This is a genomic window from Nocardia sp. NPDC003482, from assembly GCF_053588115.1.
The window spans coordinates 1-19024 of sequence record NZ_JBSFPI010000007.1; the positions used below are offsets into that span (position 1 = coordinate 1).

General features: G+C 69.4%; 19 protein-coding genes. 8 read left to right on the forward strand and 11 right to left on the reverse strand.

The features are described from left to right. Positions 1–301 precede the first annotated feature (301 nt). Positions 302–712 carry a DUF5318 domain-containing protein gene (locus tag ACWDSJ_RS12375; protein ID WP_387358231.1) on the reverse strand — a complete coding sequence of 137 codons (411 nt, stop codon included), beginning with the start codon at positions 710–712 and terminating at the stop codon, positions 302–304. 159 nt (positions 713–871) lie between these two features. Between ACWDSJ_RS12375 and ACWDSJ_RS12380 the strand changes: the two genes are divergently transcribed. Both ACWDSJ_RS12380 and ACWDSJ_RS12385 read left to right on the forward strand, forming a co-directional pair. Beyond that, positions 872–1429, forward strand: a complete 558-nt coding sequence (locus ACWDSJ_RS12380) for a PadR family transcriptional regulator (protein WP_387358229.1) — start codon at positions 872–874, stop codon at positions 1427–1429. After that, entirely contained in the window at positions 1422–2519 is a 1098-nt protein-coding gene (locus ACWDSJ_RS12385) for an inositol-3-phosphate synthase (RefSeq protein WP_387358227.1), read from the forward strand. Before ACWDSJ_RS12380 ends, ACWDSJ_RS12385 begins: the two co-directional genes overlap by 8 nt. A gap of 59 nt (positions 2520–2578) precedes the next feature. On the opposite strand, the gene ACWDSJ_RS12390 is transcribed toward ACWDSJ_RS12385, so the two are convergent. The 6 genes from ACWDSJ_RS12390 to ACWDSJ_RS12415 all read right to left on the reverse strand — a co-directional run bounded on the left by ACWDSJ_RS12390 (position 2579) and on the right by ACWDSJ_RS12415 (position 9320). After that, complete coding sequence (locus ACWDSJ_RS12390; protein ID WP_387358225.1) at positions 2579–3004, reverse strand: GyrI-like domain-containing protein; 426 nt, start codon at positions 3002–3004, stop codon at positions 2579–2581. 10 nt (positions 3005–3014) lie between these two features. Beyond that, positions 3015–3476 (reverse strand): GyrI-like domain-containing protein, encoded by a 462-nt coding sequence (locus ACWDSJ_RS12395; protein ID WP_387358223.1) that lies wholly within the window; start codon positions 3474–3476, stop codon positions 3015–3017. Between the two features lie 207 nt (positions 3477–3683). Beyond that, complete coding sequence (locus ACWDSJ_RS12400) at positions 3684–5999, reverse strand: transglycosylase domain-containing protein (protein ID WP_450031576.1); 2316 nt, start codon at positions 5997–5999, stop codon at positions 3684–3686. 87 nt (positions 6000–6086) lie between these two features. Further along, positions 6087–6941 (reverse strand): carbohydrate ABC transporter permease, encoded by an 855-nt coding sequence (locus tag ACWDSJ_RS12405; RefSeq protein WP_450031955.1) that lies wholly within the window; start codon positions 6939–6941, stop codon positions 6087–6089. Between the two features lie 8 nt (positions 6942–6949). Then, positions 6950–7972, reverse strand: a complete 1023-nt coding sequence (locus ACWDSJ_RS12410) for a carbohydrate ABC transporter permease (RefSeq protein WP_387358222.1) — start codon at positions 7970–7972, stop codon at positions 6950–6952. A gap of 46 nt (positions 7973–8018) precedes the next feature. Further along, positions 8019–9320 carry an ABC transporter substrate-binding protein gene (locus tag ACWDSJ_RS12415; RefSeq protein ID WP_387358220.1) on the reverse strand — a complete coding sequence of 434 codons (1302 nt, stop codon included), beginning with the start codon at positions 9318–9320 and terminating at the stop codon, positions 8019–8021. A 109-nt stretch (positions 9321–9429) separates the two neighbouring features. Between ACWDSJ_RS12415 and ACWDSJ_RS12420 the strand changes: the two genes are divergently transcribed. The 4 genes from ACWDSJ_RS12420 to ACWDSJ_RS12435 all read left to right on the forward strand — a co-directional run bounded on the left by ACWDSJ_RS12420 (position 9430) and on the right by ACWDSJ_RS12435 (position 13905). Next, positions 9430–10269: a DUF2786 domain-containing protein gene (locus ACWDSJ_RS12420; protein WP_387358218.1), complete on the forward strand. Its 840-nt coding sequence runs from the start codon at positions 9430–9432 to the stop codon at positions 10267–10269. After that, on the forward strand, positions 10266–10787 hold the full coding sequence (locus ACWDSJ_RS12425) for a TIGR04338 family metallohydrolase (RefSeq protein WP_387358216.1): 522 nt from the start codon (positions 10266–10268) through the stop codon (positions 10785–10787). The genes ACWDSJ_RS12420 and ACWDSJ_RS12425 overlap by 4 nt, the downstream gene beginning before the upstream one ends. Positions 10788–10896: 109 nt before the next feature. Beyond that, positions 10897–11124 (forward strand): hypothetical protein, encoded by a 228-nt coding sequence (locus tag ACWDSJ_RS12430; RefSeq protein ID WP_450031579.1) that lies wholly within the window; start codon positions 10897–10899, stop codon positions 11122–11124. A gap of 24 nt (positions 11125–11148) precedes the next feature. Continuing rightward, positions 11149–13905, forward strand: a complete 2757-nt coding sequence (locus tag ACWDSJ_RS12435; RefSeq protein WP_450031581.1) for a P-loop NTPase fold protein — start codon at positions 11149–11151, stop codon at positions 13903–13905. Here the strand turns inward: ACWDSJ_RS12435 and ACWDSJ_RS12440 are convergent. Next, positions 13894–14865 (reverse strand): o-succinylbenzoate synthase, encoded by a 972-nt coding sequence (locus ACWDSJ_RS12440; RefSeq protein ID WP_450031583.1) that lies wholly within the window; start codon positions 14863–14865, stop codon positions 13894–13896. The genes ACWDSJ_RS12435 and ACWDSJ_RS12440 overlap by 12 nt on opposite strands. A gap of 9 nt (positions 14866–14874) precedes the next feature. Beyond that, positions 14875–16044: a thiolase family protein gene (locus tag ACWDSJ_RS12445; RefSeq protein WP_387358208.1), complete on the reverse strand. Its 1170-nt coding sequence runs from the start codon at positions 16042–16044 to the stop codon at positions 14875–14877. Positions 16045–16143: 99 nt separating this feature from the next. Here ACWDSJ_RS12445 and ACWDSJ_RS12450 point away from each other — a divergent pair, with 99 nt between their 5' ends. Then, a complete protein-coding gene (locus ACWDSJ_RS12450; RefSeq protein ID WP_387358206.1) occupies positions 16144–16656 on the forward strand; it encodes a winged helix-turn-helix transcriptional regulator in 513 nt (170 codons plus the stop codon). 2 nt (positions 16657–16658) lie between these two features. On the opposite strand, the gene ACWDSJ_RS12455 is transcribed toward ACWDSJ_RS12450, so the two are convergent. Together ACWDSJ_RS12455 and ACWDSJ_RS12460 are read right to left on the reverse strand one after the other, a co-directional pair. Continuing rightward, complete coding sequence (locus ACWDSJ_RS12455) at positions 16659–16802, reverse strand: hypothetical protein (protein ID WP_387358204.1); 144 nt, start codon at positions 16800–16802, stop codon at positions 16659–16661. 156 nt (positions 16803–16958) lie between these two features. Further along, positions 16959–18047, reverse strand: a complete 1089-nt coding sequence (locus ACWDSJ_RS12460) for an ABC transporter ATP-binding protein (protein WP_387358203.1) — start codon at positions 18045–18047, stop codon at positions 16959–16961. 144 nt (positions 18048–18191) lie between these two features. Here ACWDSJ_RS12460 and ACWDSJ_RS12465 point away from each other — a divergent pair, with 144 nt between their 5' ends. Then, entirely contained in the window at positions 18192–18965 is a 774-nt protein-coding gene (locus tag ACWDSJ_RS12465; protein ID WP_450031587.1) for an LLM class F420-dependent oxidoreductase, read from the forward strand. Positions 18966–19024 lie beyond the last annotated feature (59 nt).

The following is a 19024-nucleotide window of genomic DNA, read 5'->3' on the forward strand; positions in this document are numbered from 1 at the left end:
GTTGCCCGCCCGGTGCCCGCGGCGGTTGGCCGGGCTGCGGCCCGGTGCGGGGGGCGCCGCCCGTGGGCGGACCCTGCCGAAGCGGCGGCAGTGGCCTGGCTCCGGGCGGTGGGCCGCCCGGGCGCGGGGGCGGGTAGCCGCCGGGCCCGGGTTGCGAGCCGCGCGGTCGGCGGTCGCCGTTCGGTCCATCGTCGTAGGGCGAAGTCACAGCCTGGATCTCCATAACTCGATACGGTCCGGGTTCGCGGTCGTGCGACCGCGCGGGCACGCCAGCACGCCGCGGGTCAGCGAGCGGGTCCCGTCATTCGGCGGCGGTCCGTCGCGTGCCGGTGCGGCGCCGCGACGGTGTCGGAGCGCGACCCAGCACGTAGGACTGCACCAGATGATTCCAGCTGCAGGTCCGGCACACCTCGACGACGTGCACCGTGAACTCCTCGCGGGACTCGGCCAGCCGGATCAGCTCCTCGGGCGTGCGAGCCGAACCCGCGACCTGACCCAACCCCTCACCGTAGACCCACGATACGAGGGTGAGCTGTTCCTTCCGGCAGATAGGGCAGGTGACCTCGCTCCCCCGCCCGTGAAATTTGGCCGCCCGCAGCAGATAGGGGTTGGCGTCGCAGACCTCGGCGACATCGACCCGTCCCGCGTACACGTCGGCCAGCAGTGACCGGCGCCGGAGCGCATAGTCCACCACCTGCCGCTGAATTCGCACGAGAACCAGAGTAGCGGCCGCCCGCACCGGTCGCCGTGGCGTCTTCGGGCCGGTTCGGGCCGCGGGCGGGGTGATCTATCGACGACTATATCGGTGCGATATAGTTTGGAATCGCATCCATCGGTTAGGTCTGTAGAGCACAGTCAGGAGGTGTGGCCCGTGCTCGAGCTGGCGATTCTCGGGCTGCTCCTGGAATCCCCGATGCACGGTTACGAGCTGCGCAAGCGGCTGACGGGCCTGCTCGGACCGTTCCGAGCGTTCTCCTACGGGTCGCTGTATCCGACCCTGCGGCGGATGCAGGCCGACGGCCTCATCGCCGAGGAGAGTCCGGCCGGGGCGGTCACGCGGCGCGCGCGGCGGGTCTATCAACTGACCGAGCCCGGGCGGGAGCGGTTCGGCGAACTGCTCGCCGACACCGGACCGCAGAACTACACCGACGACGGCTTCGGCGTGCACCTCGCCTTCTTCAGCCGCACCCCCGCCGAGGCGCGGATGCGCATCCTCGAGGGCCGGCGGCGGCAGGTCGAGGAGCGCCGAGAAGGACTGCGGGAGGCGATCAAACGGGCCAGTGGGACCCTCGATCGCTACACCCGCCAGCTCCACCAGCTCGGCCTGGAATCCAGCGAGCGCGAAGTGCGCTGGCTCAACGAGTTGATTGCCGCGGAGCAATCACTGAAGGCGGCACCACAGAAAGAGGGAAATATCGGCCATGAGTGATGTCAACACGGCTGCAGGAGCCACCGAGATTCGCGTGGCCATCGTGGGTGTGGGCAACTGCGCTTCCTCGTTGGTCCAGGGCGTGCAGTACTACAAGGACGCGGACGAGACCGCGACCGTGCCCGGTCTCATGCACGTCAAGTTCGGCCCCTACCACGTCCGCGATGTGAAGTTCGTCGCCGCGTTCGACGTCGACGCCAAGAAGGTCGGATTCGACCTGTCGGACGCGATCTTCGCCAGCGAGAACAACACCATCAAGATCTCCGACGTGCCGCCGAGCGGGGTCACCGTCCAGCGCGGGCCGACCCTCGACGGCATCGGCAAGTACTACGCCGAGACCATCGAGCTCTCCGACACCGAGGCGGTCGACGTCGTGCAGGCGCTGCGCGACGCCCGCGTCGACGTGCTGGTGTCCTACCTGCCGGTGGGCTCGGAGGAGGCCGACAAGTTCTACGCCCAGTGCGCGATCGACGCGGGCGTGGCCTTCGTCAACGCGCTGCCGGTGTTCATCGCCTCCGATCCGGTGTGGGCGAAGAAGTTCACCGACGCCGGGGTGCCGATCGTCGGCGACGACATCAAGAGCCAGGTCGGCGCGACCATCACCCACCGCGTGATGGCCAAGCTGTTCGAGGACCGCGGCGTCCAGCTCGATCGCACCATGCAGCTGAACGTCGGCGGCAACATGGACTTCAAGAACATGCTCGAGCGCGAGCGGCTGGAGTCGAAGAAGATCTCCAAGACCCAGGCCGTCACCAGCAACCTCAAGAAGGAGCTGGGCGCGGGCGACGTGCACATCGGCCCGTCCGATCACGTCGGCTGGCTCGACGACCGCAAGTGGGCCTACGTGCGCCTCGAGGGCCGCGCCTTCGGCGACGTGCCGCTGAACCTGGAGTACAAGCTCGAGGTGTGGGACTCGCCCAACTCGGCGGGCATCATCATCGACGCCATCCGCGCGGCCAAGATCGCCAAGGACCGCGGCCTCGGCGGCCCGATCCTGCCCGCCTCGGCCTACCTGATGAAGTCGCCGCCGAAGCAGATGGCCGACGACATCGCGCGCACCGAACTCGAGGAGTTCATCATCGGGGCGTGATGCCTTGTGCGCCATGCCTTTTCGGCCGGGGTCTCGGACGAGGCCCCGGCCGAAAAGGGTCAGTCCAGCGACACGTACACCTCGACCGACGTGGGCCCGGTGTACCGCTCGATCTCCGCGGTGTGCGAGCGCGTGATCGTGCCCGCGTTCTCCGCCTTGGCGACCGCGGCCCAGGCCGTGCGCAGCAGATCGTAGGGCTTGTCGGAGACGACGAATTTGGCGTAGCGGCCCGCGGGGATGCGGGTGAGGACGTCGCCGGTGTCCAGCTCGGCCAATGAGGTCAGCTCGTAGCCCAGCACCGCGACGGCGTGGTCGTTCTGCCCGACGTAGGCCGCCACGCGCGGCACGTTCTTCTCCCGGGCCAGATAGCGATCCCAGGTGAAGTTCACCAGGTCCAGATCGCGCGCGGTGACCTCGCGCCCGGCCAGCGGCACGGTGAGCCCGCCGACCAGACTGCCGTTCAAGGTGACGATTTCGAAGTCCACTCCCGCTCCCCTACCTATCGCCCTCGGATGGCTCGGTCACCGCGACGAACACCTCGACCGTGTGCGCGTCGGGATAGTGCTCGAAGTCGCCGGTGTAGGCCCGGACGATGGCCCCGGCCGCCTCCAGATCCCACACCGCCCGCCAGACCGCGACGATGGTGTCGCCCAGGTTGTCGCCGCTGCGGATGAACCGCGCGAACCGGCCCGCGGGCACCCGGGCCAGAACGTCGCCGGGCGGCAGATCGTCCGGGCTGTCGAGCCGATAGCCCACGATGTGGGTCAGATACGAACCGATCTCCGGCGCGTGATCGACGTACGCGGTCGCCGGGGGTCCGGGCAGAGTGCGCGCGAGATTGTGCTTCCACGCCTCCTCCACCTTCAGCCGGCGCGGCCCCTCGACCGCCAGCGCCGGGCTGCGTAGCACCGTCCCTGCCACCAGGGTCTCGTGGCGCTCAACGACATTGAAATCCACCGGTGTCGCCCCTATGTCTCGTGCTTGGTATGCCGCGCGGCTCGCGCCCGATCCCTGCCGCCGCTCGCGTCTGCGCCCAGCGTAGCCGCACCTGTCCGATCCTCGGGCCGTGGTCTCACCGCGTCCACCCTATCGGCGGCCTCGAAGCGACGGTTCCAGAACGAGGATTCGCTTCGTCACAACAACGCCGTCGGCACAACAGTGCCGTCAGCCCGGAACCGGAATGGACAGCCCCGGGAAGATCTCGACCTGTCTGGGCGGTGGCGGGGGCGGCGGCATCGGCGGCGGATTCGGCGGCGGCGCAGGTGGGGGCGCCGGAGCGGGGACCGGTCGCGGCGGCGGCGCGGGATTGGGCGGCGGGGCCGGATTCGGTTGCGGCGCCGAGCTGGACGGCGGGCCGAGTATGTCGAACGGGCCGTGTCCCTGTTCGGTGGGCGGCGGCGCCACGCCGAACGGACCGACCCCCACGGTATCGGGCTGCGGCTGCTCGGTCGCCGGGAACTGCTCGACCGGCGTGCCCGCGAGCGCCCCGTCCATGGTCCGCTTCCAGATGTCCGACGGCAGGCCCGAACCCCAGACGGCCCCGCCGCGCGCGGTGTGCAGGGGCGCGGGCTGTTCGGTGCCGATCCACACCGCCGTCGACAGCGACGGGGTGAACCCGATCATCCACGCGTCCTTGTTCTCCCCGGTGTCACCGAGCTGGGTGGTCCCGGTCTTGGCCGCCGCGGGCCGCCCGGCCAGCGCGTGCCCGTTGGAGTAGGCCGGGATCGGCAGCATGGCCTGGGCGGCGGTGTCGGCGATCCGGCGGCCGATGCGCGGTTCGGACGGACGTTGTTCGGGCGCACCGCGATCCAGCAGCACCCGCCCGTCCCCGGCGACCACGCGCTGCACGAAGTAGGGCGGGTGGTACACCCCCGAGGCCGCGATGGTCGCGTACGCCGAGGCCATATCGATCGGCCGCACCGAGTACACGCCCAGCACGATCGACGGCTGCGGCGGCCCGTCGGCCTCGGCGAGGGTGCGGCCCGGCACGCCCGGAATCTCCTGCGGGATACCGGCCTCGTGCGCCGCGTTCGCGATCGCCTGCGCGCCCACGGTCTGGGCGAGCCGATAGAAGCTCGTGTTTAGCGACCGCTTGAACGCCTCTGCGAGCGAACAGGTTCCGCAGGACTCGCCCTCCACATTGGTGACCTTGACCCCGTTCACGGTCACCGGCGCGCTGTCGAGCTGATACGACAGCGTGATGCCCTGCTGCAACGCCGCGAGCACCGCGAACGTCTTGAACGACGAACCGGTCTGCAACGGCGCCTGCGCGAAGTCGAAGCCCACCCCGTCCTCGCCGCCGTAGTAGGCGCGCACCGCGCCCGAGCGCGGATCGATCGACACCACCGCGCCGCGCAGTTCGGGCGGCTGCCCGTCGAGGGTGGTGTGCACCGCGTCGAGCGCGGCCTGCTGGGCGCGTGGGTCGATCGTGGTGACGATGTTCAACGCCCCGGTATCGATGTCGTGCTGGGACACCCCGGCCGCGCGGATCTCGCGCAGCACCTGGGTGCGCAGCAGCCCCGCCGGGCTGTGCGCGGCGTCGTCGGTGGCCTGCGGCGGGGGCGCGATCTCGGGGAACCGGACCGTCTGCCGCAGCCCCGGCGCGAGCGTGCCCATCGACGCCATGCCGTCGAGCACGTAGTTCCACCGCGCCTTCAGCTGGTCGAGGTGGGTCTCCGGATCCAGGATCGACGGCGTGCGCACGACCGCCGCCAGCACCGCGCTCTCGGCCAGGGTGAGTTCCGGGACGGGTTTGCGGAAGTACGCGTCGGCCGCGGCGGCGATGCCGTACGCCCCGCGGCCGTAGTAGATGGTGTTGAGATACGCGGCGAGGATGTCGTCCTTGCTCCACTGCCGGGCCATCTTCGCGGAGATGATCAGCTCCCGCATCTTGCGCGAGAGCGTGCGCTCGGAGCTGAGGAAGGCGTTCTTGACGTACTGCTGGGTGATGGTCGATCCGCCGCCCGCGTCCTCGCGCCCGGTGAGGTTGTCGCGGGCCGCGCGCAGGAACGCCTCGGTGGAGAAGCCGGGGTTGCGGTAGAAGTCGCGGTCCTCGGCCGAGAGCATCGCGTCGCGCATCTGCTGGGGCACGTCCGACAGCGGCACCGGGGTCCGGTTGCCTTCGGGCGGAACGACTTTCGCGAGTTCGGTGGTGCCGTCGAGGGCGGTGACGGTGGCGATCTTGTCGGTCGGCACATGCGCCGGATCCGGGATGTCGGCGCTCCAGTAGGCCAGCACCACCAGCAGCGACGGGATCGCCACGAAGATCAGGAACAGCGCCAGCAGCAGCCGCCGGACCCGTTGGGCGCGGGTGCGGGGCGGGCGCGGCTCGGACTCCTCGGGCGCCTCCGGCCGCAGGCGTCGCCGCGGTCCCCGGCTCCGCTCCCGGCGCGCCGCCACCGTCGGGATCTGGTTCCACCCGGCGACCGACGGGTACGGGGCAGGGGGCCTGCCGTCTCGTCGCCTGCGGAACAATCGCACGACATCCTCCCGGGTTTTCGGCGAAACCACACGAGCAAGATCGATCTACCGCGCAGAAGGGATCCGAAACCAGGGTACGACGGCCGGTCAGCTCTTGACGCCACCCGCGGTGAGTCCGGAGATGATGCGGCGCTGGAACAGCAGCACCATGATCACCAGCGGGACGGTCACGATCGTGCCCGCCGCCATGATCGCCGCGTACGGCGCGACGTGCGGGTCGTTGCCGGAGAAGCGCGCGATGGCCACGGTCACCGGTTCGGTCGCGTCGCTGGACAACAGGCTGGCCAGCAGGAATTCGTTGACCGCCGCGATGAACGCGAGGATGGCCGTGGTGAATACGGCCGGCGCGGCGAGCGGCAGCATCACCAGCCGGAACGCCTGGAACCGGCTCGCCCCGTCGATCCGCGCGGCCTCCTCGAGTTCCCAGGGCAACTCGGCGAAGAACGACGCCAGCGTGTACACCGTCATCGGCAGCGCGAAGGAGATGTTGGGCAGGATCATCGCCTGGTACTGTCCGATCCAGCCGATGTCGGTGAACAGCTGGAACAGTGGGGTCACCAGCACGACCACCGGGAACATCGAGGCGCTCAGGATCAGCCCGGCCACGATTCGCTTGCCGCGGAACTCGATTCGCGCGATCGCGTAGGCGGCCATCACGCCGACCACCAGCGCGATGACCGTCGTGGCCGTGCCGATCACGATGCTGTTGGTCAGCGCCTTGCCGAAGTTGTTGCCGCGCGAGGTGTCGAAGGCGTTCTGGAAGTTCTTCAGCGTGATGTGCGTGGGCCACGGCGTGTTGTCGAAGGTGAAGGCCGGATCGCGGAAGGCCGTGACGGCCATCCAGTAGAACGGGGCCAGCCCCCACACCAGGATGATCAGCGCGCCGAGGTAGACCCGTGCCGAACCGAGCCGCTTGGACCAGGGCACGCCGCTGCCGGAGATCGTTGCCACTACTGCGCCTTCCGCTGTTCTTCCTGGGTCGCGACGGCGTTGGCGCCCAACACCTTCACCAGCACGAAGGCCACCGCGAAGATCATCAGGAAGGTGAGCACCGACAGCGCCGACGCGCTGTTGGCGCCCTGACGCACCTGATCGACCACGAGAATCGAGAGGGTCCGGGTGTTCGGATTGCCCTGGGTCATGATCGCGGGCAGATCGTAGAGCCGCAGGGCGTCCATCGTGCGGAACAGCACGGCCACCAGCAGCGCGGGTTTGAGCAGCGGCAGCGTGATGTGGGTGAACCGCTGCCACGCCGAGGCGCCGTCCACGCGCGCGGCTTCGTACACGTCGCCCGGAATGATCTGCAGCCCGGCCAGAATCAGCAACGCCATGAACGGCGTCGTCTTCCACACGTCGGCCACCACCACCGCGACCCGCGACCACGTCGGATCGGTCTGCCACAGGATGTGGGTGCCGAGCACCCGGTTGATCACTCCGTCGTACTGGAACATGAACTCCCACAACCGCGCCGTCACCGCCGTCGGGATCGCCCACGGGATGAGCACCGCCGCCCGCAGCAGCGCCCGGCCGCGGAAGGTCTTGCCCATGATCATGGCCATGCCCAGCCCGATGGTCGCCTCCAGCGTCACGGTCACGACCGTGAACAGCAGCGTGACCGCGATTGCGGCCCAGAACTGCGAGCCGAGATTGCCTGTGGGACAAGCCTCCACACCGCCCGCGGGCAGCGTGCACTGTTGCAGCAGCCAGTGCGTGTAGTTGCTGACGCCCGCGGGCCCGCCCTCGACGAACATGCCGGTGGCGTCGTCGATGCCCGCGTCCTTCTGGAACGACATCCAGACCGCGCGCACCACCGGATAGCCGATGACGACGGCCAGGGCGAGCAGGACGGGGGCGACGAACAACCAGGCGCGCCCGGGCCCCTGCAGGGCGTTGCCCCGGCCGGGCCGCGGCGGGGGCGGCGCGGTCGGGGCGGCGGGCGGCGCGAGGTCGATCGCACCCGAAGGATCCGACACGTTCAACTCTCCTACGGGGCTGACTCGACTGGGACGACGCCGTCGGTCAGGAACCGGCGGCCTCGATGCCCTTCTTCATGCCGGTGACCGCGTCGTCGACCGACTTGCTACCGGTCAGGGCAGCATAGGCGTTGTCCTGGATGGCTTTCGACACCGCGTTGTAGTAGGGGGTGAGCGGGCGCGGCACCGCGCTCGCGACGGAATCCTTCAACGCGGGCAGGTAGGGGAACTTCGCGATCAGCGCCGGATCGTCGTAGAGCGAGGCCCGCACCGGCGGGAACGCGCCCTCGGCGACGATGCGCTGCGCGTCCTCGCTGATCAGGAAGCGCAGGAAGTCCAGCGCGGTGGCCTTGTGCTTGGAGTAGGCGCTGATGGCCGCGTTGTAGCCGCCGAGGGTGGAGGCGCCGATGCCGTCCTTGCCGGGCAGCGGGGCCACGGCCGTATCACCCTTGACCACCGACGAATCCGCGTTGGCCACCCCGTAGAAGTTCGGCCAGGTGCGCAGGAACAGCAGTTTGCCCTGGGCGAAGGCGTTCTGGCTCTCGGGCTCCTTGAAGGAGATGGCCTCCTTGGGGATGTCGCCGTTCTTGTAGGCGTCCACGAGCACCTGCAGACCCGCGCGCGACTGCGGGCTGTCCACGGTCGGGGTCTTGCCGTCCGGGCCGACGAAGGTGCCGCCGTAGGCGTTGATCACCTCGGCCGAGTTCACGGTCAGACCCTCGTAGGGGGCGAATTGACCGGCGTAGCAACCGATTCCCTTGTCCTTGGCGACGGCGCAGTCGCCGAGCAGTTCAGTCCAGGTCTTCGGCGGGTTGGGCACCAGATCCTTGCGGTAGTACAGCAGGCCGCCGTTGGTGTTGCGCGGCGCGGCGTAGAGCGTGCCCTTGTAGGTCGCGCTGGCGACGGTCGGCGACAGCAGGGTCGCGGTGTCGATGGAGAACGAATCCTTCAGCGGCTGAATCCAGCCCTTGGCCGCGAATTCGGCCGTCCACGGCACGTCCAGGGCCATCACGTCGTAGTCGGACTGCTTGGCCTTGAGGTGCTGGGCCAGGTCGTCGTACTGCTGCGAGGCGTCGTTGGACTGTTCCTTGAAGGTGACCTTCTCGTCGGGATGCGCCGCGTTCCACCGATCGATGAGGTTCTTCACCGCCCCGGTCTCGGTGGTGTCCTTGCCCTCCACATAGGTGATCGGGCCACGGCCACCGAGGTTTTCGGAGGTGGGATTGTTGCCGCCCCCGCTCGAGCAGGCACTGGTGAAGGTGGCGGTCAACAGCGCAGCCGAGGCGGCGGCCAGCGCGGCACGGGAGACCAGGGACGAGCGTCGTGACGACACCGTGTTCAAAGCCATCGATACTCCAGAGTAGGGACGTGAGCGCCAGCACACTCTGCCGGTTGCACAAGGCAAGATACATTGCCCACGCCCGCTCGTGTCCTCCGGTTCTCTATTCTGGGGGCCGATGTCGACGCAGCTGACCCAGGACAAACTGCTCACCCGGATCGGTGGCCTGTTGCGCCAGGCCGAGTCCACCGACAACGAGCACGAGGCCGAGGCCTTTCTGGCTGCGGCGCAACGACTGGCGACCCGGTCCTCGATCGATCTCACGGTGGCCCGCGCCCATATCGCCGGGCGGGAGCGGCGGCCGACGCCGGTGCAGCGCGTCATCGCGATAGGGGAGGCGGGCAAGCGGGGGTTGCGCACGTATGTGCAGCTGTTCGTGGCCATCGCCGCCGCCAACGATGTGCGCTGCGATGTGGCCCGCTCCTCGACCCAGGTCTACGCCTACGGTTTCGACACCGACATCGCCACCTGCGAGGCCCTGTACGCCAGCCTGCTGGTGCAGATGGTGCGCGCGTCGGACCAGTACATCAAGTCCGGCCAGTACAAGTCGGCGACGGTGGAGAAGATCGTGGTCGAAAGTCGTTGGGGCCGAAGGGTCGAGCGGCGCATACAGGCACCTGTCGCAGCTGTGACGGCACGCCTGAATTTCCAGATGGCCTTCGCCGCGCGGATCGGCAAGCGCCTGGCCGAGGTGCGGGCCGACGTCGAGGCCGAGGCCAAGGCCGAACCGGCGGCCGCCGCGGGCACCGCACTGGCCCTGCGCGACAAGGAGATCGAACTGCACGACTTCTACAGCCGCACCTCCGAGGCCCGCGGCACCTGGCGCGGGCCGCAGGAGTCGGCGGGCTACTCGCCCGGGGCGCGCCGGGCCGGGGATCGGGCGGGCCGGGCTGCCCGCCTGGGCACGTCCCCCGAATTGGGCGGCGCGCGCGGGCAATTGGAGTCCGGCGACGAATGACGGGTACGAACGCCCGAGACGCCCAGCGCGGCCGGGTCTACGACGCCGAGGGTCTGGCGCGCCGCATGTTCGACCGCGCCGACGAGTGCGGCGTCCGGACCGTCGAACTGCACGGCTCCCAGATCACCCTGCCCATCGAGCGCCGATTCGCGTCCGTGGACTCGGTGCGCGACTACATCGATCGGGTGCTCGCGCTGAATTGGGTGCGCGCCCGATGGCCCCGCGCCGCGACCCCCCTCACCGTCCGCGCCCGCGCCGGCGCCACGGCCGCCCACTACGAATCCGACACGGCCGTCCTCGCCGTCCCCCTGCACCACCGCGGAACCGCTTGGGCCCTGCGGGAACTGGTGATCCTGCACGAACTGGCCCACCACCTCGAACCCCTCGCCGCCGAACTCGCCCCCCACGGCCCCGAATTCTGCGACCGCTACCTCGAACTCGTCGACGGCATCATCGGCCCCGAGGCCGCCCTCGTCCTACGCACCACCATGCTCGGCTGCGGCGTCCGAATCGGTTGATCGGCACCGCGCCCCCGCCCTGCGCGCACCCCCTCCCCGGGTCACCCGCCTACTGCACGGCGTCCCCGACGACACCGACGAGCGACCCGCCGAAGGCCGGGGCGCGTGGTTGTCCGCGCTCACCCCCGAGCAGTGGGAGCGATTCCAGCCGACGCGGGCCAAGGCCCGAAACATGAAGGCGGCCGCGGTCTCTCCCGAACGCGCGGCCGAAACCATCCTGGCGGCGGTCGAATCCGATCGGATGTTCGTCACAACCGACCCGAGTTACGCGGCGGCCGTGCGGGATCGGGCCGCACGGATCGCGGCCGAGTTGGAGGGGTCGGGGCTAGACTGCTGACCATTCGTTCGAGGGGCGGTGTGCATGGCCGGGACAGAGTTGCTCGATCTGGGAACCGCAGGGGGCGTGCGCTTCTCGATCGCGATCACGAACGAACCGTGGACGTTGAACATCGACGCGATCGTGGTGTCGGCAGGGTCGTCAGGTCTCGGCAATCTCGGGCGTGCGCTGAGCCGTCGATTTCAGGGCGCGGCATGGGATATGGCGCTCGGGCCGGAACTCACCGCCTCTCGGCCGTACGTGCTGAGGCTTCCCACCGGCGATATGCCGAACACGATACTCGCGCGTGCGGTCCTGATCGATGTCCGCACCGAGGATGGTGCGATCACCGAGGGCAGTCTGCGGACCGCGACCGTCGCGTCCCTGCGCGCGGCCGGTGAAACCGGGGCCAGAGCAATCGGATTGCCGCTGCTTGCCGCTGGAGCCTTGGGCGAATCGGCTCGCCGTGTCGCCCGGGCCGTCGTCCCCGCAGCGGTTGACACTGTGCCGAATCTTCCCGGCCACCACCCTGACGAGTTGATCTTCGTCTGTGAGGACCGGCTCACCGCCGCCGCTATCGATGCCGAATTCGCGCTTGTTCCAACCGTCCGAACTACCAGTCCCCTCGACCTCGCGGGCGGCGTCTCCAGCGACCTCGTCGACCCCAACCGCGGCATCGCCCTGTCCGAGGACCGTCTCGGCGTCGCCCCCTACGTCTCCATGCTCGCCACCGTCATCGCCGACCGGTCCACCCCCTTACCGCTCTCGGTCGGCGTATTCGGCGAATGGGGTTCGGGCAAGAGCTTTTTCATGGCCATGCTGCGTGAACGCATCCGCCACCTCGGCGCGTCCGGTGATCCGCGCTACTGCCAGGAGATCGTCCAGATCGGTTTCAACGCCTGGCATTACACCGACACCAACCTCTGGGCCAGCCTCGGCGACGAGATCTTCCGTCAGCTGGCGGGCACGGGCGCGGTCGCCCCGGAGCGCGCCGAGCGGTTGCGCGCCGAGCTCAGCGAACGACTGGACCAGCGGCAACAGCTCGAGATCGCCACCGCACAGGCCCGTGACACGGTCGCCGAACTCCAGGCGAAGGTGCACGAGGCGGTGACCCGGCGCGAGGCGTCCGCGATGAATCTGATTCGCGCCCTGCGTGCCTCGGCCTCGTTCCGGCGCACCACCGAGCGGCTGTGGCGGCAGCTCGGCATCAGCGAGGAGCGGGAGCAGGCCCGTGTTCTGGCCGAGCAGTTGGAGGGCACGCTCGGCGAGGCCGAACTGCTGCGGCGCGCGACACGCTCCCGGGTGGGCTGGTTGTCGCTGGTGGGGGCGCTGGCGCTGGGCGGTTTCGGATTGCTGGTCGCGATCGTGGTCGGTCAGGTGGCGAACCGGCTGGCGCTCGGAACGAGTCTGTCCGCGCTGGTGGCCGGGCTGAGCGGGATCACCTACCTGGTCAGCCGGGGACACGCCGGTCTGCGCCGGCTGCGGAGCCTGCGCGAGGAGTTGGCCGACGACATGCACGCCGCCGCCGAGGAGACGGTCGGCGAGCGAATGTCGGGGACCCTGAAGCAATTACGCGCGGCCGAGGCCGAACAACGCGTCGCCCAGGCGCAACTCGACGATGTCGTGACCCACGTCGGCGAACTCGGTCGCCAGCTCGCCCAGCTCGCACCGGGCCGACGGCTCTACACCTTCCTCGCCGAACGCGCCCAGGGCGATTCCTACGCCGGGAATCTCGGCCTGGTGTCCATGATCCGCAAGGACTTCCAGCAGCTGGTCACCCTCATGGACGAGTGGCGCCGCGATCCCGAACCGCTGGCGTCGCGCCGCCCCATCGACCGCGTCGTCCTCTACATCGACGACCTCGACCGCTGTTCGCCCGCCCAGGTCGTGGACGTGCTGCAAGCCGTGCACCTGCTGCTCGCCTTCGAACTGTTCATCGTCGTGGTCGGCGTCGACCCGCGCTGGCTGCTGCGCTCGCTGCGCAGCCGGTACTCCGAACTGCTGGTCGCCGACGAGGACCCCGACGCCGACGAGGAATGGCATTCGCCCGAGGACTACCTCGAGAAGATCCTCAACGTCCCGCTCATCCTGCCGCGCATGTCCGCCGGAAGTCTCGGGCGCCTGCTGAAGTCGTTCGCGGGCAGCGAGATCGCCCCGGTGCGGGCCGTGGCCCCCGCTCCCGAGCCGGTGGCCGAACAGGCGGCGATCCCCATCGAACCCGGCTCCGAGGTCGACACCCAGCACTTCACCCCGATCGCCGCCGAACCGCCGCATCCGCTGACCGATCGGGAACTGGCCGTCCTGAGCGCCTTCGACCTGTTCGTCGAGACGCCGCGCGAGGCCAAGCGAATGCTCAACCTGTACCGCATGATTCGCTCGACCCGGGATCTCTCGTCCACATCGCGTTTTCTCGGCCTCGATCAGCGGCCCGGCGAATTCGAGGCGGTCGCGGTCCTGCTCGGCGTGCTGGCCGCCCAATCGTGTGTGGTGGCGCCGCTGTTCGACGCCGCGCCCAATCGCAACGAAGGCATCGCGGGCGGCCTGACCCATCGCGACGCCGACACACCCTGGTCGGAGTTCCTGGCCGATATCGAACCCCGCTGGTCGGGCACGGGCAGATCCAACGGCATCATCGGCCAGATCCCGAACGCCCATGTGCCGCACTGGCATCGGCTGCACCGCGGGCTGACCGTGGTCGGCAAGACCATCACCTTTCCCGACCTGGCCGACCTCCAACTATGGCTCCCCCGAGTCCGCTGCTTCTCCTACGTCATCCACCCCATGGGCTACTCACACCACTGACCGCACCCGCTCCAACCTCGCCCGCCACCACTTCTCGCGATCCGGATCCGGATGCCGATAGCGGGCGAGCAGATCCGGATCCGGAACCGGGGGAGTCGCCGGAACCGGAAGATACCCGTCCACCGGCCGCAGCGACTCGCCGATCACATCCCCCTCGAACAGCGTCACAGTGCCCAGCCCGCAAGCGAATTCGAGATCCGGCAGACTCCCCGCGAGCGCGAGCTGCGCGGCCAGCCCCACACTCGTCTCCAATGCCGACGACACCACACACGGCAGCCCCGCCGCCTCCGCCACCCGCAGCGCGCGCCGCACCCCGCCCAGCGGCGTGCACTTGAGCACCGCGATATCGGCGGCTCCCGCGACCGCGACCCGCAGCGGATCCTCCGCGCGGCGGATGGATTCGTCGGCCGCGATCCGCACCTCGACCCGTCGCCGCACCGCCGCCAGCTCCTCGACGGTCCGGCACGGCTGTTCGACGTACTCCAAACCCCCTGCGGCGCGGTCGATTCGGGCGATGTGCGCGACGGCGGTGTCGACATCCCACACCGCGTTGGCGTCGATCCGGATCGCGCCGCCGGGGCCGAGCGCGTCCCGCACCGCGGCCACCCGTTCGAGATCCTCGGCCAGGGCGTCCGGATGGTCGGCGACCTTCACCTTGGCGGTGCGACAACCGGATCCGGCCACGATGGCGTGCGCCCGTTCGGGTCCGACCGCGGGCACCGTGCAGTTGACGGGGACGCGGTCGCGGACCGGCGCGGGCCAGCCGACCGTCGCCTGTTCGACGGCGGTGGCCAGCCAGTGCGCGGCCTCGCGGTCGTCGTACTCGGGGAAGGGGCAGAACTCGCCCCAGCCGAGCGGGCCCTGGATCAGCATGCCCTCCCGGACGGTGATGCCCCGGAAGCGGTTCCGCAGCGGAATCGCGTAGACGAGGGCCGATCCGTAGTCCAGGGCGTCGCTCACGCGGCGAGACTACAACCGTTCGAAGATCGTCGCGTTGGCCAGGCCGCCCGCCTCGCACATGGTCTGCAAGCCGTACCGCGCGCCCCGCTCCCGCATGGCGTGCACGAGGGTGGTGGCCAGCCGCGCGCCGGACGCGCCGAGCGGATGCCCGAGCGCGATCGCGCCACCGTTCACATTGACCCGCGACAGATCCGCACCGGTGTCCCGCTGCCAGGCCAGCACGACCGAGGCGAACGCCTCGTTGATCTCGATCAGGTCGATATCGGACAGCTGAAGTCCGGCCTTGGCCAACACCTTTCGCGTGGCCGGGATGACCGCGGTCAGCATGAGCAGCGGATCGTCGCCCGCGACGGCGAAGCTGTGCAGCCGGGCCAGCGGCCGCAGGCCCAGTTCGCGCGCCTTCTCGCTGGTCGTGATGAGTACGGCGGCGCTGCCGTCGTTGATCTGACTGGCATTGGCGGCGGTGACGTTCCAGCCGATCTCCGGGAAGCGGGCGGCGTAGGCGTCGCTGTAGTAGGCCGGGCGCAGTTTCGCGAGGGTGTCGAGGGTGCTGCCGACCCGAATGCCCTCGTCCGCGGTGAGCCCGGCGATCGGCGCGAGTTCGGCGTCGAACGATCCGTTCTTCGTCGCGGTCGCCGCCTTGTCGTGGCTGGCCAGCGAGAACTCGTCCAGCGCGGTCCGGCTCAACCCCCAGCGCGCGGCGATCAACTCGGCGCTGATGCCCTGCGGCACGAGATCGTCCGGGTACCGCTCCCGGAACGCCACCCCTTCCAGATCGGTGGCGCCGATCAGGTTGGCGCCCATGGGGATTCGGCTCATCGACTCCAGCCCCGCCGCCACCACGACGTCGTAGGCCCCCGCGATCACCCCCTGCGCCGCGAAGTGGATGGCCTGCTGACTGCTGCCGCACTGGCGATCCACGGTCGTCGCGGGCACCGACTCCGGATACCCGGCCGCCAGCGCCGCCCGCCGCGTGATGTTCGCGGCCTGCTCCCCGACCTGCGTGACCACCCCGCCGATCACATCGTCGATCAGCACCGGATCGATCCCGCTGCGCCCCACCACTTCGCGCAGGCTGTGCGCCAGCAGGTCCACCGGATGCACCTCGTGCAGCGCCCCGTTCGGCTTGCCCTTCCCGATGGGAGTGCGAACGGCCTCGACGATCACCGCGTCTCTCATGGCGTCTTCCTTCCGAGCACCGCACCGCTGCGGTATCTGGCTTAATCGCTCTAAAGTCAGAGTACGAGCTGGCAATAGTAGCCGCAAGTCAGCGCGCGTATGATGAACGTCATGCCCGCAGTACTCGAAGGCCCCTTGCGTCACCTCGACCGCTGGCAGCCCGACGGCTGCTCGATAGCCAAGGCCCTGGAACTGGTGGGCACCCGCTCGGCCCTGCTCATCCTCCGCGAGGCCATGTACGGCACCACCCGTTTCGACGGCTTCGCCACCCGGGTGGGCATCACCGACGCGGCGGCCTCGGCGGCGCTCCGCAAACTCACCGAGGCCGGGCTGCTGACCCGTCGCCCGTATCAGGAGGAGGGCAAGCGCACCCGCCACGAGTACGTCCTCACCGAGATGGGCCGCGACCTCCTACCGGTGGTGGTCGGCCTGTGGCAGTGGGGCGACAAGTACCTCCAGGACGGCGTCCCCCCGCTCGAACGCGTCGAGGACCAGACGGGCGAGCCCGTCCGCGCGGACCTGTTCACCCCGTCGGGCAAGCGGGTCCCGCTGGAGAGTCTGCGCGTTCGGGTGAACGAGGAATGGCGCCGCGGTCGCCGCGCCAACCCCTGACCTCACAGCAGCCGCCAAATCCCTTCGGCCACAGCCGCTTCGAACTCCGCGAACACCGCGAGATCCTCCGCCGTCGGCTCCCCCCGCCGCCACTCCCGCTTGTTCCGCAACCCCTCCAGCAACTGCTCACCCAACTCGAACTCCATGACCCTCCCTCGTTCTCGAACGCATCGTAAGCAGCGCCAACTCGGTCGGCCCCCACACCACGATAATGTTGGGACATCTCCCGAGGGCGGCACGAAGGCCGCCGTTCGGCAGACGTTTACGCGGCGGCGGCGTGGCACGTTCCGGCGCGAAGGGTGTCAGTTGAGCCGAGCCCCCGTAGCGGGTTCGAAGAAGTAGATGTGCTCGGCCGTCGCGTGCAACGACAACCGCTCGCCCTTGGCCGGGGGCTTGCGCCAATCCGCCCGCGCCACCAGGGTTTCGCCCGTTCCCGGGCCGGACTCGCCGAGGCTGCGGCCGTAGACGTAGGCGTCGGAACCCAATTCCTCCACCACGTCCACCTCCATCGCGATACCCGAATCGGCGTCGCCGAATTCGAGGTGTTCGGGGCGGATGCCGACGACCAGCGTGCCGCCCTCGGCCGCGTCGGACACGCTGCGCGGCACCGGAAGCGCGTGGCCGCCCAGGGTGACCGAACCGTTCGACAGCGGCAGGGTGAACAGGTTCATGGCGGGCGAGCCCATGAATCCGGCGACGAACAGGTTGGCCGGATCGCGGTACAACTCGCGCGGGGCCGCACATTGTTGCAGCAGACCGTCTTTGAGGACCGCGACGCGGTCGCCCATGGTCATGGCCTCGACCTGGTCGTGCGTGACGTAGACGGTCGTGGTCCCCAGACGCCGCTGCAACTGCGCGATCTGAGTGCGCGTCTGCACCCGCAGCTTCGCGTCCAGATTCGACAACGGCTCGTCCATCAGGAACACGTGCGGCTGCCGGACGATGGCCCGGCCCATCGCCACCCGCTGACGCTGGCCGCCCGACAACGCCTTCGGCTTGCGGTCCAGATACGGCTCCAGATCCAACAGCTTGGCCGCCTCGCGCACCCGCTGTTCCTTCTCCGCCTTGGCGACCTTGGCCATCTTCAGCGCGAAGCCCATGTTCTCCGCGACCGTCATGTGCGGATACAGCGCGTAGTTCTGGAACACCATGGCGATATCGCGCTCCTTGGGTTCCGCGTGCGTGACGTCCCGGTCGCCGATGAGGATGCGGCCCCCGTCGACGTCCTCGAGTCCGGCGAGCATGCGCAGCGAGGTGGATTTGCCGCAGCCGGAGGGGCCGACCAGGACCAGGAATTCGCCGTCGGCGATCTCCAGATCCAGTTCGTCGACAGCGGGTTTGGTGGCGCCCGGGTAGAGCCGGGTCGCGCGGTCGAAGGTGACCGTGGCCATGAGAGAACATCCCTTCACCGGCAGGAACGTGCCGGACGATCCGAGTAGAGGGTGGTGCGACGCGCGGGCCGCGCTCGCATCCTACGGCCGGGGGGCGCGAGTAGCCTCGGGAACGGCCATCAACCCGGACGAGGAGTGCCTCCCATGAGCCGACGGATCCGCATCGGAGTCCAGCTCCAGCCGCAGCACGCGCCCCGCTACGACCTCATCCGCGATGCGGTCCGGCGCGCGGAGGACGCGGGCGTGGACATCGTGTTCAACTGGGACCACTTCTATCCGTTGCAGGGCAATCCGGACGGCGAGCACTTCGAGTGCTGGACCATGCTCGGCGCGATCGCCGAACAGACCGAACGCGTGGAACTGGGCGCGCTGGTCACCGGCGGCGGCTACCGCAACCCGGATCTGCTCGCCGATATGGCCCGCACGGTCGACCACATCTCCCACGGCCGCCTGATCCTCGGCATCGGCGCGGGCTGGTTCCAGCGCGACTACGACGAGTACGGCTACGACTTCGGTACGCCCGGAACGCGTTTGGCGTTGCTGAAGGAGAACCTCGCGCGCATCGACAGCCGCCTGAAGCGAGTCAACCCCGCGCCCGTCCGCGACATCCCGATCCTCATCGGCGGCGGCGGGGAGCGCAAGACGCTGCGGCTCGTCGCCGAGTACGCCACGATCTGGCACAGCTTCGCCAAACTCGATGCGCTGCACCACAAGTCGGGGATCCTGGCCGAGCACTGCGCCGCCGTCGGCACCGATCCGGCCGCCATCGAACGCTCGGTGTCCTGGCCCGGCGCGCAGGCCGCGCCCGCGTTCGTCGAGGCCGGGGCCACGCTGTTCACCGTCGGCTCCGACGGTCCCGACTACGACCTGACCCGCGTCGAGGAGGCCGTCCGCTGGCGCGATCAGCAGAACGGATAGCTCGAATCACCTCGAGTCCATAGCTTCTCGCCGGGCCGGGAAACGCTCACCATGGACTG